This window comes from Micromonospora sp. DT53 (assembly GCF_049841535.1).
Classification (GTDB): domain Bacteria; phylum Actinomycetota; class Actinomycetes; order Mycobacteriales; family Micromonosporaceae; genus Micromonospora.
The window spans coordinates 121,046-142,958 of the sequence record NZ_JBNCKM010000010.1 but is presented as its reverse complement, the minus strand read 5'-3'; the positions used below and the strand labels follow the sequence as shown (position 1 = coordinate 142,958).

Sequence of the window (21,913 nt, the reverse complement as noted above, 5' to 3'; positions counted from 1 at the left end):
ACCTGGAACAGGTTGCGGCGGCCGCCAGGTCGCGGCCGCTAGTCAGCGGGCGTCGCTGTCGTCCTCGGCCACCGGCTCACCGGCCGGGCCGTACGGCGACACCTGCCCCTTGGGCACCGGCCGACCGGCGTCCCCGCGCGACGAACCACTGTTGAGCGGGTGCCCGGTCGGACTGGGCCCCTTACTGTCCTGGCTGGTGGCGCCCTTGGCGTTGCGCCGGAACTCCTCCTGCTGCGGGTTGACCACGGCTGTCTCCCTTCCGGGTTCGGGGACGGCATCGACCGCCTCCACCGCCGGCATACCCGCCCGCCCCGGTGGCATTCCGGCCCTGCTGACCGACGCGAGGGCTAGCGGGTCCGCAAGTGGGTAACCCGTCGGGATGGGCGATGATCGACGTGTGGTGCGGGTCCTGCTCGACAGGCGTGGCAGCACGTACGCCGAGGAGGCCGGCATCCGGCTCGCCGACCGGCCCGGGCCGCTGTACCAACTGCTGGTGCTGACCACACTGCTGAGCACCCGGATCCGGGCGTGCGTGGCGGTGGACGCCGCGCGGGAGCTGTTCGCCGCCGGCTACCGCACACCACAGGCCATGGAGGCGGCCAGTTGGCAGGAGCGTGTCGACGCGCTGGGCCGGGGGCACTACCGCCGTTACGACGAGCGGACCGCCACCATGCTCGGCACCGGCGCCCGGCTGTGCCTGGACCGCTGGCACGGTGACCTGCGACGCCTGCACCGGGAGGCCCAGGGCGATCCCGCCGGGCTGCGGCGGCGGCTCACCGAGTTCCCCGGTATCGGCCCCACCGGCGCGGACATCTACCTGCGTGAGGCGCAGGCGGTCTGGCCGGACGTACGCCCGTACGTCGACCGTCGGGCCCTGGCCGGGGCGAAACGGCTGGGTCTGCCGGGGTCTCCGGACCGGCTCGCCGGTCTCGTCGACGGACCGGACTTCGGCCGGCTCGCGTCAGCGCTGGTGCGGGTGGCGCTGGGTGAGGAGTCCGCCGGTGAGGTCACCCGCGTCGCCGCCCGCTGAGGCGCTCACTTGACCGTCTTGTCCCCTGGGCGGGTCAGGTGCCACACCAGCAACGCGGCGAGCAACGCCAGGACGACCACCCCGCCGGAGATGCCACGGCCCTCCTCGGGACTGCGGCCGGCGCTGCCGAAGTAGATCACCGCGAGACCGGCCAACACCGTGACGAACGTACGCAAGCCTCGGTCCTTCACGTCTGGCACCGTAGGCGGACCACCTTGGCCGTTTGGTCGATTTAAGGCTTTTTTCAGTCTTGTGAGTGAATTGTCAGCGGTCGGCGGCGAACCCGCAGAGCCGCACCCGGCGCACCGCGCGGTCGGCGACCTCCACCACCTGCAGGGTCAGCCCGGGCAGCCGCACCGTCTCACCCGGGGAGTCCGGCAGGTGCCGCAGGCGGGCCAGCACCAGACCAGCCACCGTCGTGTAGTCCCGGGACAACGGGAAGCTCAGCCGTACCCCCAGGTCGGGCAGGTCATGCAGCGGGAAGTCACCGGGCACCAGCAGGGACCCGTCCGCTTCCCGGACGACCCCGCGCACGTCACGGTCGGTCTCGTCGTACAACTCGCCGACCACCTCGGCCAGCAGATCCTCCATGGTGATCATCCCGTCGATGCCCCCGTGCTCGTCGACGACCAGGGCCAGCTGCTGATGGTCCTGCCGCAGTTGACGCATCGCGTCGGCGACCGGCAGGGTCACCGGCAGCAGCAGCGGCGCCCGCACCCGCCCGCCCACCGGATCGGTGCCGGCCCGCACCAGGTCGCGGATGTGCACCACCCCGAGCACCTCGTCCAGGCCGCCGGGACCGGTGACCGGGGCGCGGGAGCGCCCGGCGGCGGCCAGCCGCCGAACCCCCTCGTCGGCGGCCAGACCGGCCGGCAGCGTGGTCACCTCCCGTCGGGCCACCAGGATCTCCCGCAGGGTCCGGCCGGCGATGTCGAACGCGCCGGTCAGGATCTCCCGCTGCTGGGCGGACAGGCCGCGTTGGCTGGCCAACATCTCCCGCAGTTCCTCCTCGGTCATCTCCTCGCGGTTGGCCCGCGGGTCACCTCCGGCGAGCCGCACGACCGCGTCGGTGGCCCGGCTGAGCAGCCACACCGCCGGTCGGGACACCCGGGCCAGCAGATCAAGCGGGCCGGCGCTCAGCAGCGCCCAGCGCTCGGCCCGCTGCATGGCGAGCCGCTTCGGGGCCAGCTCGCCGAACACCAGCGTGAAGAACGTCAGCAGCACGGTCACCAGCAGCACCGCGGCGGGACGCGCCGCGCCGCCGAGGAACCCCAACGGGCCGACCAGCGGGCCGGCCAACGACACCGCGGCCGCCGCCGAGGCGAGGAACCCCGCCAGGGTGATGCCGAGCTGGATTGTGGCCAGGTAGCGGTTCGGGTCGCGGGACAGCTGCACCAACCGGTCACCGGCTCGGCTGCGCCGGCCCAGCCGCCGCAACTGCCCCTCGCGCAGGGTCACCAGTGCCATCTCACTGCCGGAGAGCGCGGCGTTGACCAGTACCAGCACGGCCACCAACGCCAGTTGCCCGAGCTGACCGCCCATCGCGCACCCCCGTCCGCCGCCTGAGGTCACTCAACCCCAGCGGGGCGCGGCGCGGGAGCGGTTTGCGACCGCGCCCCCGCTCAGTCGACCTCCAGGTCGTCCAGCGAGATGGCGTGGGTCATCAACCACCGGGCCAGCGCCGACATCCCGAACAACCACAGCGGCACCGACTCGGTGGGGCCGTTTGTGGCGTAGATGGCGAAGCGCAGGTCCGGCGCGCGGTACGCCTCGATCCGCCATCGGTGCTGCCGGTCCCGCCAGACCGCCGAAGGGTCCATGGCGTCACCGTAGGTGACCGGCGTCGACCTCGGGGCCGGTTGGCCCGGCACCACCGGCTGAGGCTCAGCCCGGCACCACAGTCGTCCCTAACACGATGCGGGCGACGGACACCAGGAGGCTGATGCCGACTGAGGCGAGGATCAGCCAGCCGACGCCGCGCCACCCCGAGCCTCGGCCGGGCACCGGCACCGGCGGTGGTCGCCACAGCTCCCGGTACGTCCAGGCCAGCACACCCACCCCGAACGGCAGGAGCCCTATCCAGAACCAGAACCAGCGGGTGCCGGCCAGCGGCGGCGCGCCACCGATCAGCCGGCCCAGCCAGAGCACGGTCAACACACCGGCGAGCAGAGCCACGGCGTTCCCGATCCGGTACGCGGTGCTGCCGTCGGCCCGCCTCGCGTCGGCGAGCGCGGCACGCCGCGCCTCCTGTTCGGCGCTCGCGGACGAGTCCGGCTCGGCGGGGTACGACTCGAAGGCGAGCGGCGTGCCGGAGGCGTACCGGTGCTGGCCGTTCGACACGGTCCAGGTCAGCATCCCGCCGTCGGGCGCGTACTGCGCACGCGGCCGGCTCCCCCAGTACGCGCCGTCGTCGGCCCAGCCGGACGACCGCTGGAAGGCCACCACCTGGCCAGTCGCGAGATCTCGGTCGAGCTGCGCCTCGGTGGACTCGCGCGGCTCGACCCACCACGCGAGGGACGCCCACAGCACCCACAGCACCGGCAGCGCCCAGCGCAGCACCACCGGGACGGCCGCTCGCCATCGGCAGCGGGAAGCTCGTGACCGGGTGGGGATCGCCTCGACCATCAGCCCACCGTCGCACCTCGGCGCACTGTTGTCAGCCCCGGATCGGCGCGACTGACGACCGTACGGCGGTCAATGGTCCGGTTGATCCTGGTCCGTCGGCACAGTGGCTCGCCGGACGCAGTCGCGCAGCAGGGCGCGGCGTTGATCATGGACGTCGTCGGGTTCCTGATTGCTGGCCGCGTAGACGTTGCTGACCGGCGACCAGGCCATGGACATCGCGATGACCAGCGCCATGAGGTCGAACGGGTCGCCGGCGCGTACCCGCCCGGCGGCCTGCGCCTCGGCGATGGCGGTGAGCTTGCGATCGTCGTAGTGCTGGTGGGTCTCGACGAGGTGCCCGGCCGGCCGGCGCTCCAGTCGGGTCCAGGTCGCGAGCCGAATGAGGTCGGGGCGGCGCAGGTATTCGTCGTAGAGGCGGACGGCCCAGTCCGCGAGATTGTCAGCGTCGATCGGCACGACGTTCGTGATGCGCTCCAGTGAGCTGAGGAAGATCGCGTCGAAGAGCCGTTCCTTGTCGCCGAAGTAGGCGTAGAGCTGGGCCTTGTTGGTGCGCGCCGCCGTCACGATGCGTTCGATCCGCGCTCCGGCGATGCCGTGCTGGGCGAACTCCTCGGTGGCGGCGTCCAGGATGCGCTGGTAGGTCGCGGTGCCACGCGAGGTCAGGGGCTGCTCCGGCATGCCCCCACCCTAGCAAACAGAACAGTTGGTTTGCTGCACGTCGCGATCGGGTCTACGGTGAAACAGACCGAACAGTTTGTTTAAGGAGTGCACCGATGCGGACGACCACCGGATGGCGGGCGACCAGCCCCACGACGCTGCGGCGCACCTCGCTGGAGCGCCGCGACCTGCGCCCCGATGACCTCGCGGTACGGGTCGAGCACTGCGGCGTGTGCCACAGCGACCTGCACGCCCTCGACCAACGCGTGGACGCGCCACTGGTGCCCGGTCACGAATTCACAGGCGTGGTGACCGAGACGGGCCCCGAGGTGACCGCCTTCACGGTCGGCGATCGCGTCGCGGTGGGCAACATCGTCGACTCCTGCGGCGCCTGCGCGATGTGCGCGGCCGGACAGGAGAACTTCTGCCACTCCTTCCCCACCCTCACCTACGGCGGCACCGACCGGCGGGACGGGTCGACCACCCTGGGCGCCTTCTCCCGCGAGTACGTCGTGCGGGACCGCTTCGCCTACCCGCTCCCCTCCGGCCTCGACCCGGCCGCGGCCGCCCCGCTGATGTGCGCCGGCGTCACCGTCTGGGAACCGCTGCGTTCCCTCGGGGTGGGCCCCGGCAGTCGCGTCGCCGTGGCCGGGCTCGGCGGCCTCGGTCACCTCGCGGTCAAGATGGCCGTGGCACTCGGCGCCACCACGACCGTCATCAGCCGCACCCAGGAGAAGCGCGACGACGCCCTCCGGCTCGGCGCACACGAGTTCCTGGACTCCACCGACACCCGCCAGATGGCCGCGACACGCGACACCTTCGACGTCGTCATCGACACCGTCTCCGCCTCGCACGACCTCGCCCCGTACCTCAAGGTGGTGGCGATGGACGGCACCCTCAGCCTGCTCGGACACCTGGGCCCGGTCACCGTCGAGGCGATGGACCTGCTTGTCGGCCGCAAGAAGCTCAGCTCCGCCGGCAGCGGAGGCCGCCGCTCGACAGCTGAGATGCTCCAGTTCTGCGCTGACAACGGCATCGCCGCCGACGTCGAGGTGCTCCCGTCGGCGCAGGTGGAGACGGCACTCGACCGCCTCCGACGAAACGACGTCCGCTACCGCTTCGTGCTCGACATGTCCGACCTGGACTGACAGCGGTCGCACCGGTCGCGGCGCCCGCTCAGGTGACGACGACCCGGGCGTCGTCGGGCAGCCGGCGGGTCGCGCCCCGCCGGTCCAGCAACTCCAGCAGGGGCACCGCCACCCGGCGGGTGGTGTCCAACGCCTGCCGGGCCGCCGACAGGGTGAACGGCTGCGGCAGCCCGGCCAACACCCGGACCGCGTCGTCGAGCGCGCCGGGCAACAGCACCACGTTGTCGGCCAGCCGCAGCAGCGCGCCGGCCCGCACGGCGGCGCCGATTTCCCGAGGGCCCAGACCGAGGTCGACCAGACGGTCCGCCTCGGGGGCGCGGAACGGCCGGTCGCCGTACTCGGCGCGGACCCGCTGCACGGCCCGGGCCACCGGTTCGGGCAGCGCGTCGGGGCTCGCCGCCGCGACCCGACCGGCGTGGACCCGCAGCGGCGGTCGGACCAGCGCCTCGACAAGCATCCGGTCGGGCAGGGCGAGACGCTGCCGCAGCGCGTCCACAGGCATCCCGGGCGCCAACGGGTGCTCCCGCGCGTGTCGGGCGACCTCCTCGGTCAGCTGCTCGCCGAGCCGCCGCCAGTGCGCGGGGTCGGCCAACCAGTCACCGGCCACCGGCTCCGCGTACGCCGGAGCGTCTCGCACCGGCCCGGCGTCCGCCGGCTCGGCGCGAACCGGCCCGTCCTGCACCGGCACGCCCATCCGGATCAACGCGCCGGCCTGGATCAGCCGGCGACGGCGCAGCTCCCCCGCCAGGTCGGGTCGACCGTCCAACTCGGCGAGGACCCGGGCGCGGGCGGCGGCCGCACCCCGTCGGGCCAGCGGTGGGGGCGCCACGTCCAGCACCCGCACCCCGCCGCTGACGTGATGACGGCCCGGGTCCCGCAGCAGCGCCCGATCACCCACCAGCAACGGCAATGGGCGGGCCAGCCGCAGCCGGACGGTGTCCGGGCCGAGCGGGCGCACCCGTACCGGCACCGCCGCCGACCCGACGTGCAGGGTGAGGGTGGCCGGCAGGTCGGCGGCCGGGTCGCCGGCGAGCCGGACGTCGACGAGGTCGGTGTGGTGGAACCGGCCCGGGGTGAGCAACGCGTCGCCCCGGCCGAGCCGGTCGCGGGGCGTACCGCGCAGGTTGACCGCGACCCGGGCGACCGCCGCCGCCTCCGTTCGGGCCTCGCCCAGGGAGTGCAGGCCACGGACCCGGACCGGGTCGTCGGCGCCGGCCAGCTCCAGTTCGTCGCCCACCCGCAGCCGGCCGGCGCCGAGGGTGCCGGTGACGACGGTGCCGCTGCCCCGCACGGTGAAGCTGCGGTCCACCCACAGCCGGACCGGGTCGTCCACCCCGGGGGCGGGCAGTTGGGCGGCGAGCCGGTCCAGGGCGGCCCGCAGCTCCGGCAGGCCGGCGCCGGTCAGGCCGCTGACCGCCACCGCCGGCACCGCGCCGAGGCTGGTCGCGGCGATCTCGGCGCGGGCGTGGGCGATCGCGGGCCCCGGATCGGCCAGGTCCGCGCGGGTCACCGCCAGCAGGCCGTACGCCACACCGAGCGCGTCGAGCGCGGCCAGGTGTTCGGCGGACTGCGGCATCCAGCCCTCGTCGGCGGCCACCACGATCAGCGCCGCCGGCACCGGGCCGACCCCGGCGAGCATGTTCGGCACGAACCGCTCGTGCCCCGGTACGTCGACGAACGCGACGGTGCCGCCGGACGGCAGCGTCGTCCAGGCGAAACCCAGGTCGATGGTCATCCCCCGGCGGCGTTCCTCGGCCCACCTGTCGGGTTCCATCCCGGTCAACGCCCGGACCAGTGTCGACTTACCGTGGTCGACGTGGCCGGCGGTCGCGACGACGAACACGCTCAGTCGTCCCCGGGTACGCGCAGCACGGCCGCACGGACGGCCTCGTCGGCGTCGGCGGGCACACAGCGCAGGTCGAGCAGGAGGCGGCCGCGCACCACCCGGCCGAGGACCGGCGGGTCTCCGACGCGCAGCGGCGCCGCGTACCGCTCGGGCAGGCTCAACGCCCACGAGTCCAACTCCACCCCGGGCGCGCCGCCCCCACCCACCACCGCGACGGCCGGCACCACCTCGGCCTTGCGGCCGTCCGCGCCGAGCCGGTCCCGCAGCCGCTCCACCCGTTCGCGCAGGGCGCCCGGGTCGGCGTGCAGCGCCACCCGGGTCGGGGTGTCCGGTGGACGCAGGGTGGCGGCCAGCGCGGCCAGGGTGAGCTTGTCCACCCGCAGCGCCCGGGCCAGCGGGTGGCGACGCAACCGGTCGATCAGCTCGACGTCACCCAGCAGCAGCCCCGCCTGCGGCCCGCCGAGCAGCTTGTCGCCGCTGGCGGTGACCAGCGCGGCGCCCGCGCGCAGGGTGCTGGCCGCGTCCGGTTCGTCGGGCAGCAGCGGGTCGGCGCCGAGCAGCCCGGAGCCGATGTCCGCGACGACCGGCACCCCGAGCGTGGCCAGTTGCCGTACGCCGGTGGCGGAGGTGAAGCCGGTGATCCGGAAGTTCGACGGGTGCACCTTGAGCACGAAGCCGGTCTGCGGGCCGAGCGCGGCGGCATAGTCCGCGAGCGTGGTGCGGTTGGTGGTGCCCACCTCGCGCAGCCGCGCGCCGGTGCTCTCCAGCAGGTCGGGCAGGCGGAAACCGTCGCCGATCTCGACCAGCTCGCCCCGGCTGACCACGATCTCCCGGCCGGCGGCCAACGCGGTGGCGGCCAGCACCAGCGCGGCGGCGCCGTTGTTGACCACGTGCACGGCGCCCGCGTCGGGCACGGCGGCGGCCAGCGCGTCGAGCGCGTCCCGGCCGCGGCGGGCCCGCCGGCCGGTGACCAGGTCCAACTCGACGTCGGTGTGCCCGGCGGCGGCCACCACCGCGGCGACCGCGGTGGACGACAACGGCGCCCGGCCCAGGTTGGTGTGCAGCACGACACCTGTGGCGTTGAGCACCACCCGAGGCCCGGGGGCCGGTAACGCGGCGACGGCCGCGTCGCGTACCTCGTCGGGGTTGAGCTCACCGCGGCGGGCGCGGTCCTGCGCGCGGGAGACGACCGCCTTGACCTGCTCCCGGCCGATGGTCGCGGTGGCGGCGGCCAGCACCGGGTCGGCGAGCAGCGTGTCCGTACGGGGCACCCGACGTCGCGGGTCCACCGGGCCGTCGCCCATCACGTCATCTCCTGCGAGCGGGTTGGCGGAGACGGACGGGAATCGAACCCGCCTGGCCCGGGTCCCGGACCACTCCGGTTTTGAAGACCGGGAGGGGCACCAGCCGCCTGAACGCCTCCACCGGACATTCGATCACACCGTGGGCGGGGCCGCCCGATCAGATGGAAGATCCATGCCAGTTCGGCGGGCTTCGAGCCGTTCGCGTTGCGGCACCACCGTGTAGCGGGGGTCACGGGCCGAGGCGAACCCGCCGTAGAAGATGCCGAACCGGGTCAGCACCGACGCGGCCAGCAACGCGGTCCCGGAGAGCGCACCGACCACCCGACTGCGCCGGCCCAGCAGAGCGCCCGCCACCCCGCCGACGGTCAGCAGCCGCGCGGCGCGCAGCAGCCGACCCGGCCGGCCCAACCGGTAGGGCTCGCTGAGCAGGCCGAGGCGGCTCTCCACCCGATGCGTGCCGTACAGCTCCAGGGCGGCGCCGGCCACCGCCATCCGCCGGGCCGGTCCGGCCTGGGCCGGCGGCGCGGCGAGCAGACCCACGCCGGCGCCGCTGGCCAGCGCGCTGCCCGCGAAGATCACCGGCAACTCGGGGTACGCCTCATGCCACGACGGCACCGCCGTGTCGGCCAGCAACACCCCGGTGTACGTGGCCAGGGCCGGCGCGGTGCCGGCGGCGACCAGCCCAGCGGCGTGCCCGATCGACGGCAACGCGCGCCCGGCCAGCCCGAGCAGACCGTGCCGGGGCAGCACACCGGCCGCCTCGGCGATCGCGGCGACGCCCGCCGCCGGCCCGTACGCGGTGAGGATCCAGGTGCCCATCGACATCGGCGAGGTCGGCTTGGCCACCCGCAGCATGTGGTGGAACCGCGCCGGCCGACCCAGGTCCCTCACCAGGAAGACGGCGCTGGCGCTGACGGCGGCCAACGCGGTGACCCGGCCGGCGCGCCGCAGCGCGGGCCGTCCGGTGATTTGTCCACCCGCGGCCAGCAGCGACGAACCGGCGGCCAACCCGCCGGTGAACAGGTACGCGGCGATGTCCCACTTCCAGACCGGCCCCTTCAGGACCGGCCGGCCGTAGTACGACGTGAACTCGGCCTCCGGCACCCGCAGTTCCTCACCGCCGCCGCGCCGCCCGGCCCGCCGACCAGAGGCGTCGGCCGGCCGGCGCGTCGTCAGGTCGTCGCGGCGGCTGTCGGCGGCGCGGTTACCGGCGGCGCGCTCGCCGGCGGCGCCGTTGCCGGCGGCGCGCTCGCCGGCGGCGCCGTTGCCGGCGGCGCGCTCGCCGGCGGCGCCGTTGCCGGCGGCGCGGTCCCGGTCGCTCGTGACCTCCGCGCCGCTCGTGGCGCTGGGCCGCCCGCCGCTCGCCCATGGTCGGTCGAGGCCCTCGGCGGCGAGCCGCTCCCGGAAGCGACGGAACCGGTCGCCCACGGGGCCCGGTGGGGTCATGAGGAACCTCCGACGAACGCGGCGACGGTCGCCGCCGCCATGGCGAGAGCGGCGAGGCCGGCGCGCTTCCACATCTTCGGCAGATCACGAGTGGTCACGACCGGGTCGGGCGGCAGCCCGTACACCTCGGGTTCGTCCAGGAGCAGGAAGAACGCCCCGTCACCACCCACGCCGTCGTTCGGGTCGTGCCCGTACAGGCGGGCCTCGGGGACCCCCCGCTCGTGCAGCGTCTCCACCCGGGCGGCGGCGCGTTCCCGCAGCTCGTCCAAGGGCCCGTACTGGATCGACTCGGTCGGGCACGCCTGCGCACACGCCGGAGTCATGCCCGCGCCCAACCGGTCGTAGCACAGCGTGCACTTCCACGCCCGACCATCGTCCTTACGCTGATCGATCACCCCGTACGGACACGCGGAAATGCAGTACCCACACCCGTTGCAGATGTCCTCCTGCACCACCACCGTGCCGAACTCCGTGCGGAACAACGAACCCGTCGGACACACGTCCAGGCACGCCGCGTGGGTGCAGTGCTTGCAGACGTCCGACATCATCAACCAGCGGAAATCCGTGCGCTCCTCGACGCCCGTGCCCCGCCCCGGCGGCTGCGCCCCCGGCATCCCGAGGAACTGCGGTCCCGCGCCCACGTCGACCGGTCGGTCCGGGCCGGCGCCGAGCGGCGCGCCGAGGACGTCCGCCGGTGCGGCGCCGTACCCAGCCGGGCGGGGCTGCTCGATGAACGCGACGTGTCGCCACGAGTTCGCGGTCAACGCGCCTGTGTTGTCGTACGACATGCCGAGCAGGTCCAGCCCGTTCTCCGGGACGCCGTTCCACTCCTTGCAGGCGACCTCGCAGGCCTTGCAGCCGATGCAGACGCTGGTGTCCGTGAAGAACCCCATCCGAGGCGGCGGGTTCTCATAGCCTGCGTCGGGCGCCGGGTCCAGCGGACCGTACAGGCTGTTCGGGTCAGGAAGCACCGCGCTTGCTCCCCTCGCTGTCGGTGGTCACGGCCGGAGCGTGCTGGCCCGGGATGATCCCGGCGCGCCGCTGGTAGTCGGCCACCAGCTCGAGCAACGCCGGGCCGGTGGGACGGCGACCCGGCCGCACGTCACAGGTGCCGACCTTGCTCTCCTGGATCAGCACGTTCGGGTCAAGGCTGATGCCGAACAGGTCGTTGGCCGAGTCGCCGGTCACCAGACCCTCGAAACCGAAGTGGTACGGCAACCACACCTGGTGGATGATCCGACCGTCCACCCGCAGCGGGGTGAGCCGGTCGGTGACCAGCACCTTCGCCTCGATCACGGCGCGGCCGCTGACCAGGTGCGCCCAGCCCAGATGCGTCAACCCCACCTCGCCGGCCAGGTCCGGGGACACCTCCACGAACATCTCCGGTTGCAACTCGACCAGCGGCGACACGGTCCGGCTCATCCCTCCGGCGGTGTGGTGCTCGGTGAGCCGGCTGACCGTGAACACGTACGGGAACACCTGGCCGTGCTCCTGCGGCGGGCTCGGATTCACCGAGTTCACCGGATGCGCGTACATCTTGCGGGTCGGGTTGGCCTGCTGACCGTAGAGCGGGTTACGCACCGGCGACTCGACCGGCTCGTAGTGCGTCGGCAGCGGCCCGTCCAGGACACCGCTGGGCGCGTACAGCCAGCCCTTGCCGTCGCCCTGCATGACGAACGGGTCGTCGCCCGCGATGCCCTCCGGCCCGGACGCGCCAGGTGGCGGCCGGTACGACGGCGGCTTGGTCCTCTCGAAGTCCGGCACGTCGTAGCCGGTCCACTCGGACTTCTCCGCGTCCCACCACACGTAACGCTTGCGCTCCGACCACGGGTTGCCGTCCGGGTCGGCGGAGGCACGGTTGTAGAGGATGCGCCGGTTCGCCGGCCACGCCCAACCCCACTCGGCGGCCACCCAGTCCTGATCGTGGCGGGACTTTCGCCGGGCCGCCTGGTTCACCCCGTCGGCGTACACCCCGCTGTAGATCCAACAACCGATCGCTGTGGAGCCGTCCGCGCGGGCCTCGGCGAAACCTGACAGCGGGCGGCCGGTCGCCACGTCGTACCCGTTGATCTCTCGCAGGACCGCCTCGGCGCTCGGCTCCGCGTGCGGACCGTGCGTGGGGTAGTCCCAGGTGAGGTCGAGCAACGCCCGGTCGCGCGGCAGCGGCGAGTCGGCCAGCTTCTCCCGCAGTTTGCGGCCCAGGTGATAGAAGAACCACAGCTCGGAGCGGGCGTCGCCCGGTGGCTCGACGGCCTTCTCCCGCCACTGCAACAGGCGCTGCGTCTGGGTGAACGTGCCCTCCTTCTCCACATGCGACGCGGCGGGCAGGAAGAACACCTCCGTGCGGCACTCCTCAGGCACGATCTCCCCGGTGGCGACCTCGGGGCCGTTCTGCCAGAACGTCGCGCTCTCGATCATGAACAGGTCCCGGACCACCAACCAGTCCAGGTTGGCCATGCCGAGACGCTGCGCCCGGCCGTGCGCCGACCCGACCGCTGGGTTCTGCCCCAGCAGGAAGTAGCCCTTGATCTTCCCGTCGATCATGTTGAGCACCTGCTGGTAGGTGCCGTGATCACCGGTCAGCCGAGGCAGATAGCCGTAACAGAAGTCGTTCTCCGGCGTCGCCGCGTCACCCCAGTACGCCTTGAGCAGGCTGGCGGCGAACGACCCCGCGTTGCCCCAGAACCCCTTCTGCCCCGGGTGGCGGATGCTGTCCACCCACTCGTCGAAGCTCGGGTGCTCGGCGTGGTGCGGCATCGGCAGATAGCCGGGCAACAGGTTGAACAACGTCGGGATGTCGGTGGAGCCCTGGATGCTGGCGTGCCCCCGCAGGGCCATCACCCCACCACCCGGACGACCCATGTTGCCCAGCAACAACTGGATGATCGCGCCGGTCCGGATGTACTGCACACCCACGCTGTGCTGCGTCCACCCGACGGAGTAGATCAGCATGCCGGTGCGGTCCCGGCCGGAGTTCTCCGCCCACGCCCGCGCCAACTCCAGGAACTGCGCCTGCGGGATGCCACACACCCGCTCCACCATCTCCGGGGTGTAGCGGGAGAAGTGCCGCTTGAGGATCTGGTAGACGCACCGCGGATGCTGCAACGTCTCGTCGCGCCGGGTCTGCCCGCCCACCGGCGCGCCATGCGACTCGTGCGTCAACCCCGCGGCGCTGTCCCGTTCCTGGGCGGTGTGCCCACTGCCCGACGAATCCTCGTGCCCCTCGTACTGCCAGCTGTCCTGCACGTACGTGCCGGTCTCCGGATCGAAGCCGGAGAAGAAGCCGTCGCCGTCCTCGGTGTCGCTGAACTCCGCACTGACGATCGTCGCCGCGTTGGTGTACGCGAGCACGTACTCCCGGAAGTCCAACTCGTTGTCCAGGATGTAGCGCACCACCCCACCCAGCAACGCGATGTCGGTGCCCGCCCGAATCGGCAGGTACGCGTCCGCGACCGCGCTCGTCCGGGTGAACCGTGGGTCGACGTGGAAGACCTTCGCCCCCCGGCGCTTGGCCTCCATCACCCACTGGAAACCCACCGGGTGCGCCTCAGCCATGTTCGAACCCTGAATGACGATCACGTCAGCGTTGGCGATGTCCTGCTGGAAATCCGTCGCACCGCCACGACCGAAGCTGGCCCCCAGACCGGGGACGGTGGCGGAGTGTCAAATACGGGCCTGGTTCTCGATCTGGAGCGCCCCCATCGCGGTGAACAACTTCTTGATGAGGTAGTTCTCCTCGTTGTCCAGCGTCGCCCCACCCAGACTGGAGATCCCCAGCGTCCGATTGAGCGGCCGGCCCTGCGTGTCGACGTCCTCCCAGGTCTGCTCGCGGGCGGCGAGAATCCGGTCGGCGATCATGTCGAGCGCGGTGTCGAGCTCCAAGTCCTCCCACTGCGTCGAGTACGGCCGGCGGTAGCGGACCGTGGTCTGCCGCAACGGACTGGTGACCAGGCTCTTGCTCGCCGAACCCTTCGGGCACAGCCGACCCCGCGAGATCGGACTGTCCGGATCACCCTCGATCTGACTGACCCGCCCGTCCTTCACGAACACCCGCTGACCACAACCCACCGCGCAGTACGGGCAAACAGACCGGGCCATCGAATCAGCGGTGTCGGTACGGGCGGTGAGCGCACGGGACCCGTCAGACTTCGCCGCCGAACCCCGCCCCAGCGGGTCCGTGCCGGTGAGCTGGCGGTAGACCGGCCAACCCTCGATAAAGGTCCGCAACCCCAACCCCGACACCCCCTCCCACCCGAGCGACCCCCTGAAGATAGGTCAACTGAGACAGGTTCGCGAACCGGGGATCGCAGACAGCGCCGCCCCCGGCCTTGTGGGCCGGGGGCGGCGCTGTCGTCGGTGTGCAGGTCGCCTCTCGGCGAGTGGCACTACGCGGCTCCAGCCGAACGGTATTCCGCGAAGGCTATTTAGGTGAGGCCCGGGGACACTGAGTCACACCGACACTGTCCACAACCAGCCCACCCCCAACGTTGTTCCCGCACCCCACCCCGGCTCGCGCGTCCGGGGGCCGGGGGCCGGGGGCCGGGGGCCGGGGGCCGGGGGCCGGGGGCCGGGGGCCGGGGGCCGGGGGCCGGGGGCCGTAACGCGTTGCCACCGCCGCATGCACCGTCGGGTCCCCATCGGCGTACCGCGGACCGCCTCATCACCACGACCGCCACACCATTGTTTCGGCCATGTCCTACGAGATCTTGGACAGTCTCCGTTAGGACGTAACTATTCGCGCGGAACGGAAACTGTCCAAGATCTCGCGGGCAGCGACGGACGGACCCGTCACATCCTCCACCGAGCGCCGAGCGCCGGGCACCGGGCAGGGCGGTGCCCCACGGCCAACAACCAGCACCAGGTGCCTGCCACAGGAAGCGGACGTGCCGCTGGCCGGCACCCCGGGTTGCGGAGTGCCGGCCGACGGTCAGATCGTGTGGTGGTGCGGTGGTGTTGGTGTGGGTCAGCTGTTCCAGTGCTGGGCGACCAGGTCGGTGGCCTGCTGCTCCCACTGCGCGTACGCGTCGGGGTAGGCGGAGACCTGCACGGTCTGCGCGGCCTCGGTCAACGGCATGTCCTGCCAACCATCAACCTGCTTCAAACCCTTGAGGAACGCGGTGGTGGAGTACTCGGGGTTGGTGATCTGCTCCGGCGTACCCCAACCGCTGGAGGGGCGCTGCTGGAACAGGCCCAGCGAGTCGTGGTCGTTCATGTCACCGAGATGACCCAGGTTCTCCAACTTCGACTCCTGCAGACTCGTCGCGATCGAGATGACCGCCGCCCGCTCCGGCAGGCCAGCCTTCTTCGTCGCGGCGATGATCGCCTTCGCGTTGCCGGTCTGCTCATCGTTGAGGCTGATGTGGGACTGGTCGCCCTGCGGCTTCGACGCCTGCACCGCCACCGCGACGGCGGTCGGCTTGGCATCCACGGCCGGGTTGGCGTGGGCGGCGATCGGACCGGCGAACACACCACCGGCGAACGCGAGACCAGCAACAGACAGCATGCTCTTACGCAAGATCGTGTTCATGGGGGTAGCTCCTTCGGGGGTAGAACACCCAACCACCAAGGGGGGCGGCGGCGGGATGTGAGCACCTCGTCCGGCGCTGCAACAAACACAGGGAAGGTCTTCGGGGTCGGCGACCTGCGAGCGGGGGGCTCGTGGCGCCGGGTCCAGGTGTAACGACCGGAGGGCCGGGGGTCATTCCCGGGCTGGCCCACCCGGCTGGCACCCGCATCACGGCGGTGCCTGCGGTCGGTCGTGGGGACTGCAACGACCGGGTGGAGGCTGGCATTCCAACCTGCCGGACCCGCATCCCAGACCGGTGCGGGTCGGGCGGGCGGCTCGTGGTGCTGTCATCGTCAGGGTATGTAACGACCCCGACCCGGCCATGATTCCGACCCCCGAGTGCGACCGGCCACCACCCACAAACACCCACCACCGGATAAACCCCCCACGCCAACACCCGGCCCACCGCGGCGAATCGCCCCACACCCGCATGATCCACTCGGGTTCACGGAAGTCGGGGGGTCCCGGGCTCCCGGACACCCCGACTTCCTGAAACCCGAGTCGATCACGCATCTGCCGACGCGCAGCACCTCGTACGAAACGGACAAACCTCGCAGCGGGCGGGGCCGCGCGGGAGGGTTGGGGCAGCGTGCTGGGGTCGTCCTGAGCGACACCGGCTCGGGTGGGCGTTACCCTGACACCATGCAGGCCGTCTCCCCCACCGCGACCGGCGTGGCTTTCCTGGCCCGCCCGGGTCGCCCGGCTGTGGTGGCGCGGACGCTCGCCGAGCTGGTCGGGCCCACTCGAGGTGTGGTGGAGCTGCCGGTACGGCTGATGTGGAACGCCGAGCGCACCTTCGACCTCGGTGACCCCGACCAGCTGCTCTGGATGTATGAGAACGTGCTCCGCGAGACCACCCGGGCAGAGGATCTGCGCGCTCTGATCAATGGGCGGACGCTGCGTCGGGTGTGGCGACCGCTCAACCTGCCTCGGGGCGTACGCCAGGCGTGGGAGAGCCGGCACCGCGGCCTGCGCGCGGCGTGATCGAGCCTCACCTGCACGAGTTCTACCGGGAGGTGGCCCGGGTGGCGCTGGCCGCCGCCGGGCCGTACCGGTTCGTTCTGGGTGGTGGGGTGGCGTGGGCTGCGCACGGGCTGGTTGCGCGGCCGACGGAGGACGTCGACCTCTTCGCGGACGTGGAGGGTGCCGCGGCGGCGGCGTCCGCCGGGGTGCGCGTGGCCCTGGAGCGGGCCGGGTTCATCGTCAGCGACGCCGACCCGGACAGCGAGCTGGCCGAGCTGTTCGACGGGTACGAGCAGGACATGAAGGACTTCGTGGTGAGCCGCGACGGACGGCAGATCCGGCTCAGCCTCGCCCGGTTGGACCGTCAGCAGAGCCCGGTCGTGATGGACCTCGGCCCGGTGATGGACGTTCGTGACCTGGTGGCGAACAAGATCGCGGCGTTGGTCAACCGGCGGGAGGTTCGCGACTTCATCGACGTGGCCGCGGCCCTCGACCACTACGACGTGACCGAGCTGTTGGTGCTGGCGCGGCAGGTCGACCCCGCACTCGACCCGGACGACGTACGCGCTGCCGGACGTTACCTGGACCGGCTCTCGGATCAGCGCTTCGGCCGGTACGGCCTGGGCGCCGCCGACGTCGCCGAGATCCGGCGACGCTTCGCCGCCTGGCCACGCTGACCACCGAGCCACGCGAACAGGCCACACCACGAGGCCCACCCGTACAGGCGCGACCAACAAGGACCACGCGAACAAGGCCGGACCAACAAGGGCCACGCGAACATGGCCGGACCAACAAGGGCCACGCGAACATGCCCCTCCGACAAGCGGCATGAGCACGGCAGCCGCCGGGTGGGCATCCCGCCGGACGCCCACCCGGCGGCGGATCACTTGGTCGGTCGACCGCCGGTGACCCCCAGGATCTCGCCCGTCACGTAGCTGGACTCCTGCGACGCGAAGAAGACGTACGCCGGTGCCAGCTCAGCCGGCTGCCCGGGCCGCCCCTCCGGGGTGTCGGTGCCGAACTGCTTCACCTTCTCCTCCGGCATGGTGGACGGGATCAACGGCGTCCACACCGGGCCCGGTGCCACCGCGTTGACCCGGATGCCCTGCTCGGCCAGGTCGGCGGCGAGAGCCTTGGTGAAGTTGGCGATCCCCGCCTTCGTGGTGGCGTAGTCCAGCAGCTGCGGCGACGGGTCGAACGCCTGGATCGACGATGTGTTGATGATCGCCGACCCCTCGGCCAGGTGCGGAATGGCGGCCTTGCAGAGCCAGAACATCGCGTACAGGTTGGTCTTGAACACCCGGTCGAACTGCTCGGTGCTGATCCCGAGGATCCCCTTGTCCTGCGACATCTGGTACGCCGCGTTGTTGACCAGGATGTCGAGGCCGCCCAGGTCCCGCACCGCCCGATCGACCAGTTCCTGGCAGTGCGCCTCGTCGGTGATGTCACCGCGGACCGCGACGCCCCGCCGTCCGGCGGTCTCGACCAGCCGGATGGTCTCCCGGGCGTCGGCGTCCTCCTCCTCGCCAAGGTAGGAGATGAGCACGTCCGCGCCCTCCCGGGCGAAGGCGATCGCGACTGCCCGGCCGATCCCCGAGTCACCGCCGGTGATCAGCGCCCGCTTGCCGTCGAGCTTGCCGCTGCCCCGGTACGACTCCTCGCCGTGGTCCGGCCTCGGGGTCATCTCCCTGGTCGAGCCGGGCGCCGACTGCTGCTGTGCGGGCTGACCGGACTGCTGGCCGTACTGGCTGGTCGGGTCCTGCTGGGTGTGCTGGTCCTCGCTCACCGAATGTCTCCTCGCGCCGCGCGGGACGTTGGGGGCTGTCCCGCGAATTCTCGTTCCTCATCGCCCTACCCCGCGTCGGCCTGCGGAAACCGCTGGTGCGCTCGGGGCTGGCGTGGCGGGAGTGCCGGCTGCTGGTTATGGTGCGCAAGGCGCTCACGAGGCGCGTCCACCCCCATGGAAAGGCACGTCATGACCTCTCCCTCCGGCCCGTCGCGCCGTCAGGTGCTCGTCGCCGCGGCGGCTGCGGCGACGACCCCGCTGATCGCCGCCGCGCCCGCGCAGGCGGCCGGCGCGGCCCGGCCGCGCACCTGGGACCTCACCCTCCTGGGCACGTCGGACACGCACGGCAACGTCTACAACTGGGATTACTACCGCGACGCCGAGTACGACGACAGCAAGCAGAACGACATCGGCGTCGCGAAGCTGGCGACCCTGATCAACCAGATCCGTCGGGAGCGGCGCGGCAAGGCGACGCTTGTGCTCGACGCCGGCGACACGATCCAGGGCACGCCGCTGGCCACGTACTACGCCAAGCAGGAGCCGATCACCGCCACCGGGGAGAAGCACCCGATGGCACGGGCCATGAACGTCATCGACTACGACGCGGTGACCCTGGGCAACCACGAGTTCAACTACGGTCTGCCGTTGCTCGACCTGTGGATTCGTCAGCTGGGCTTCCCGGCGCTCGCCGCCAACGCCGTGAACGCGAAGACCGGCAAGCCGGCCTTCCTGCCGTACGTCATCAAGAAGGTCTCCCTCGGTTTCGCCGCGCCGACCCTGCGGGTCGGCATCCTGGGGCTGACCAACCCCGGTGTGGCCATCTGGGACAAGGGCAACGTCGAGGGCAGGCTGCGCTTCGACGACATGATCGCGACCGCCGCGAAGTGGGTGCCGATCATGCGGGCCCGGGGCGCGGACCTGGTGCTGATCTCCGCGCACGGCGGTGACAGCGGCACCTCCAGCTACGGCCCGGAGCTGCCGAACGAGAACCCGGTGGCGCTGATCGCCCAGCAGGTGCCGGGGATCGACGCGATCCTCTTCGGTCACGCGCACAACGAGGTGGTCGAGCGGTTCGTCACCAACGAGCGCACCGGCACGCAGGTGCTGCTCTCCGAGCCGTCGAAGTGGGGCCAGCGGCTCACCCGGATGGACTTCACGCTCGCCCGTGAGCGTGGCCGGTGGACGATCACCAAGAAGGCCGCCACCATGCTGAACACCAACACGGTGGTCGAGGACCCGAAGGTGCTCGCCGCCGTGCGGGCCCAACACCAGAAGACCGTGGCGTACGTCAACCAGGTCGTCGCGACGTCCACCGTGGAGTTGTCGGCGGCGGAGTCACGGTACCGGGACACGCCGATCCTGGACTTCATCAACCACGTGCAGACCGAGGTGGTCGGCGCGGCGCTGGCCGGCACCGCGTACGCGGACCTGCCGGTGCTGTCGATCGCGGCGCCGTTCAGCCGGACCGCGGTCTTCCCCGCCGGCGACGTCAAGATCCGCGACGTGGCCGGCCTGTACGTGTACGACAACACCCTTGAGGCGGTCGTGCTCAGCGGGGCCGAGGTCCGCGCGTACCTGGAGTACTCGGCGAAGTTCTTCCGCACCCTCGCGCCGGGCGCGCCTGTCGACCCGGAGCAGATCAGTGACCCGGCCGTGCCGGACTACAACTACGACGTCTTCTCCGGCGTGGACTACGACATCGACATCTCCCGGCCGGTCGGGCAGCGGATCACCCGCCTGGTGCTGGCCGGCACCGACACTCCGGTGGCCGACAACGCCCAGTTCGTGGTGGCGGTGAACAACTACCGGCGCAGCGGCGGCGGCAACTTCCCCGGCATCGTGAAGACCCAGGTCTACAACGCGCAGCAGGAGATCCGTCAGCTGCTCATCGACTGGGCGCAGGCCAAGGGGACGATCGACCCGGCCGACTTCTTCCAGCCCAACTGGCGTCTCGTACGCGAGGGTGTGCCGGTCTTCTGATCGCACACCGTCGGCGGGCCGTGGGTGGCGTCACCCGCGGCCCGTCGCGCGTTCTCAGCCCTGCACGTTCCAGCGGATCGGGTCCTCGGACTCCTCCGGCCGGTCGCGCCCCGGATCGGTCTCGGTCAGGGCCACCCGCTCGTCGGGGCGGACGGCGGGCGGCAACTCCCCGAACCGCGCGTGGCGCAGAAACGCGTACTCGTCGTCGGTGAACGGCTGCTCGTCCATCAGCGTCTCCTTCTGCTCTCCCTGCGATTGTCCGGCGACCCGGTGGCTCGGCACCAGTAGCCGCACGCACACCCTCTAGGGCGTCCTAGGATCCTGGGCGATGGGTGTGGGTTGCCGCGACGCACGGGACAACCGGTCGAGCACCGCGAGGGCGGCCCGGATGGGACGGCGACCCAGCATCTCGTCGAAGCTCGCCCGCCCCTGGCAGAACTGAACGAACATCCGCCAGCCCGGCGGGGTCGCCAACAGGGCGTGGAACACATCCGGGCGACGGGTGAACACGTCGAGCAGCCGGAACCCCGCCCGCATCTCCGGCAGCAGAACCTCGGCCACCGACCGCTCGTACCCGGCCAGATCACTCCCCGCGACCGCCGCCCCAGCCAACCCACCGGAACGCAACGCGAAACTGATGCCCTCCCGACTCCACGGCTCCAGCAGCCCCGCCGCATCCCCCACGACCAGCACCCGGCCGTTGCGCAACGGTGAATCCTCCGCTCGGCAACGGGTCAGGTGACCGGAGTCGTGCTCCGCCGGCAACCCGGTCAGACCCAACCGCTCGACGAACCGCCGCAGGTACTCACGGGTCCCCTCCCCCGCGCCCCGACCGGCGATCACACCGACGGTCAGCCGATCACCCTTGGGAAAGACCCAGGCGTACGAGCCCGGCATGGCACCCCAGTCCAACAGCAGCCGACCCCGCCACCGCTCCTGCTCGACAGGTGGCACCGGAATCTCCAACTCCAGACCCAGATCCACCTGTCGGTACCGAACCCCGACGTGCCGGGCGGTCACCCCCGACGAGCCGTCCGCTCCGATCACGGCACGAGCCGCGATCGTCGTACCGTCAGCCAGCCGCAGGCGTACCCCCTCGGGGTCCTGCTCGATCGCGCGGACCGCGACCCGCTCCCGCACCTGCGCGCCGGCCGCGACCGCCGCCGCACGCAGCCGGTCGTCGAACTCCTCGCGGCGCACCATGGTCACCACCGGACTGTCGTTGCGGCGGGTGAACTCCCGACGGCCGTCGCGGGTGAACGTCACCCGGTCCACCAGGTCGTGCGCGGGCACCTCGATCCGACCCTCGACGGCCGCCAGAGAGGTGCCGATCAGACCACCGCCGCAGGTCTTGTACCGCGGGTGCGCGGCCCGCTCGACAACAAGTGTGGAGACGCCCGCACGGGCAGCGGCGTGCGCCGCGGACAGCCCCGCGGGGCCAGCGCCGACGACGACGAGATCCCAAATGATCACGGAAGCAGCCTAGGGCACCGCCGCCGCACGACCGGCGGACCCGCCCGCCGCCGCGACCGCCCGATCGGGTGTGCATCTTCGGGCACCGA

The 21,913-nt window shown here is 72.0% G+C and carries 20 protein-coding genes and 1 tRNA gene; 5 read left to right on the top strand and 16 right to left on the bottom strand.

Translation table 11 applies throughout. The features are described 5' to 3' along the window. Window positions 1–42: 42 nt before the first annotated feature. Window positions 43–246, bottom strand: coding sequence for a hypothetical protein (locus ACLQ3B_RS27635; RefSeq protein WP_425783616.1), 204 nt, complete (start codon window positions 244–246; stop codon window positions 43–45). Window positions 247–379: 133 nt separating this feature from the next. On the opposite strand from ACLQ3B_RS27635, the gene ACLQ3B_RS27630 reads away from it, so the two are divergent. Beyond that, complete coding sequence (locus tag ACLQ3B_RS27630; protein ID WP_425783615.1) at window positions 380–1,030, top strand: hypothetical protein; 651 nt, start codon at window positions 380–382, stop codon at window positions 1,028–1,030. Between the two features lie 5 nt (window positions 1,031–1,035). Here ACLQ3B_RS27630 and ACLQ3B_RS27625 read toward each other — a convergent pair whose 3' ends face one another. From ACLQ3B_RS27625 to ACLQ3B_RS27605, 5 genes are all read right to left on the bottom strand, one after another. Beyond that, window positions 1,036–1,221, bottom strand: coding sequence for a hypothetical protein (locus ACLQ3B_RS27625; protein WP_036410487.1), 186 nt, complete (start codon window positions 1,219–1,221; stop codon window positions 1,036–1,038). Between the two features lie 73 nt (window positions 1,222–1,294). Beyond that, complete coding sequence (locus ACLQ3B_RS27620) at window positions 1,295–2,572, bottom strand: hemolysin family protein (protein ID WP_425783614.1); 1,278 nt, start codon at window positions 2,570–2,572, stop codon at window positions 1,295–1,297. Window positions 2,573–2,652: 80 nt separating this feature from the next. Then, a complete protein-coding gene (locus ACLQ3B_RS27615; RefSeq protein WP_030327722.1) occupies window positions 2,653–2,850 on the bottom strand; it encodes a hypothetical protein in 198 nt (65 codons plus the stop codon). 64 nt (window positions 2,851–2,914) lie between these two features. Continuing rightward, window positions 2,915–3,655 carry a hypothetical protein gene (locus ACLQ3B_RS27610; protein WP_425783613.1) on the bottom strand — a complete coding sequence of 247 codons (741 nt, stop codon included), beginning with the start codon at window positions 3,653–3,655 and terminating at the stop codon, window positions 2,915–2,917. 69 nt (window positions 3,656–3,724) lie between these two features. Then, the gene (locus tag ACLQ3B_RS27605; RefSeq protein ID WP_425783612.1) at window positions 3,725–4,333 is read right to left on the bottom strand and encodes a TetR family transcriptional regulator; all 609 of its coding nucleotides are present in this window, start codon (window positions 4,331–4,333) and stop codon (window positions 3,725–3,727) included. Window positions 4,334–4,428: 95 nt separating this feature from the next. Here ACLQ3B_RS27605 and ACLQ3B_RS27600 point away from each other — a divergent pair, with 95 nt between their 5' ends. Next, the gene (locus ACLQ3B_RS27600; RefSeq protein ID WP_425783611.1) at window positions 4,429–5,460 is read left to right on the top strand and encodes an NAD(P)-dependent alcohol dehydrogenase; all 1,032 of its coding nucleotides are present in this window, start codon (window positions 4,429–4,431) and stop codon (window positions 5,458–5,460) included. A gap of 28 nt (window positions 5,461–5,488) precedes the next feature. Here the strand turns inward: ACLQ3B_RS27600 and selB are convergent, their stop codons facing one another. The 7 genes from selB to ACLQ3B_RS27565 all read right to left on the bottom strand — a co-directional run bounded on the left by selB (window position 5,489) and on the right by ACLQ3B_RS27565 (window position 15,583). Beyond that, the gene (selB, locus tag ACLQ3B_RS27595; RefSeq protein WP_425783610.1) at window positions 5,489–7,303 is read right to left on the bottom strand and encodes a selenocysteine-specific translation elongation factor; all 1,815 of its coding nucleotides are present in this window, start codon (window positions 7,301–7,303) and stop codon (window positions 5,489–5,491) included. A 2-nt stretch (window positions 7,304–7,305) separates the two neighbouring features. Next, a complete protein-coding gene (gene selA, locus ACLQ3B_RS27590; RefSeq protein WP_425783609.1) occupies window positions 7,306–8,610 on the bottom strand; it encodes an L-seryl-tRNA(Sec) selenium transferase in 1,305 nt (434 codons plus the stop codon). A gap of 23 nt (window positions 8,611–8,633) precedes the next feature. Beyond that, window positions 8,634–8,729 (bottom strand) — tRNA-Sec (locus ACLQ3B_RS27585). Between the two features lie 13 nt (window positions 8,730–8,742). Next, on the bottom strand, window positions 8,743–10,056 hold the full coding sequence (gene nrfD / locus ACLQ3B_RS27580; protein ID WP_425783608.1) for an NrfD/PsrC family molybdoenzyme membrane anchor subunit: 1,314 nt from the start codon (window positions 10,054–10,056) through the stop codon (window positions 8,743–8,745). Then, entirely contained in the window at window positions 10,053–11,027 is a 975-nt protein-coding gene (locus tag ACLQ3B_RS27575) for a 4Fe-4S dicluster domain-containing protein (protein WP_425783607.1), read from the bottom strand. Before ACLQ3B_RS27575 ends, nrfD begins: the two co-directional genes overlap by 4 nt. Further along, window positions 11,017–14,289 carry a formate dehydrogenase gene (fdh, locus tag ACLQ3B_RS27570; RefSeq protein ID WP_425783606.1) on the bottom strand — a complete coding sequence of 1,091 codons (3,273 nt, stop codon included), beginning with the start codon at window positions 14,287–14,289 and terminating at the stop codon, window positions 11,017–11,019. Before fdh ends, ACLQ3B_RS27575 begins: the two co-directional genes overlap by 11 nt. Window positions 14,290–15,019: 730 nt before the next feature. Beyond that, complete coding sequence (locus ACLQ3B_RS27565) at window positions 15,020–15,583, bottom strand: hypothetical protein (protein ID WP_425783605.1); 564 nt, start codon at window positions 15,581–15,583, stop codon at window positions 15,020–15,022. A 681-nt stretch (window positions 15,584–16,264) separates the two neighbouring features. Here ACLQ3B_RS27565 and ACLQ3B_RS27560 point away from each other — a divergent pair. Both ACLQ3B_RS27560 and ACLQ3B_RS27555 read left to right on the top strand, forming a co-directional pair. Further along, window positions 16,265–16,606, top strand: coding sequence for a hypothetical protein (locus ACLQ3B_RS27560; RefSeq protein WP_425783604.1), 342 nt, complete (start codon window positions 16,265–16,267; stop codon window positions 16,604–16,606). After that, a complete protein-coding gene (locus tag ACLQ3B_RS27555) occupies window positions 16,603–17,262 on the top strand; it encodes a nucleotidyl transferase AbiEii/AbiGii toxin family protein (RefSeq protein WP_124823330.1) in 660 nt (219 codons plus the stop codon). The genes ACLQ3B_RS27560 and ACLQ3B_RS27555 overlap by 4 nt, the downstream gene beginning before the upstream one ends. 206 nt (window positions 17,263–17,468) lie before the next feature. Here ACLQ3B_RS27555 and ACLQ3B_RS27550 read toward each other — a convergent pair whose 3' ends face one another. Then, window positions 17,469–18,371 carry an SDR family oxidoreductase gene (locus ACLQ3B_RS27550; protein WP_425783603.1) on the bottom strand — a complete coding sequence of 301 codons (903 nt, stop codon included), beginning with the start codon at window positions 18,369–18,371 and terminating at the stop codon, window positions 17,469–17,471. 189 nt (window positions 18,372–18,560) lie between these two features. Between ACLQ3B_RS27550 and ACLQ3B_RS27545 the strand changes: the two genes are divergently transcribed. After that, window positions 18,561–20,351, top strand: coding sequence for a bifunctional metallophosphatase/5'-nucleotidase (locus tag ACLQ3B_RS27545; RefSeq protein ID WP_425783602.1), 1,791 nt, complete (start codon window positions 18,561–18,563; stop codon window positions 20,349–20,351). Between the two features lie 54 nt (window positions 20,352–20,405). Here ACLQ3B_RS27545 and ACLQ3B_RS27540 read toward each other — a convergent pair whose 3' ends face one another. Together ACLQ3B_RS27540 and ACLQ3B_RS27535 are read right to left on the bottom strand one after the other, a co-directional pair. After that, on the bottom strand, window positions 20,406–20,579 hold the full coding sequence (locus tag ACLQ3B_RS27540; protein ID WP_196926721.1) for a hypothetical protein: 174 nt from the start codon (window positions 20,577–20,579) through the stop codon (window positions 20,406–20,408). Window positions 20,580–20,654: 75 nt separating this feature from the next. After that, on the bottom strand, window positions 20,655–21,824 hold the full coding sequence (locus tag ACLQ3B_RS27535) for a geranylgeranyl reductase family protein (protein ID WP_425783601.1): 1,170 nt from the start codon (window positions 21,822–21,824) through the stop codon (window positions 20,655–20,657). Between the last annotated feature and the right edge of the window lie 89 nt (window positions 21,825–21,913).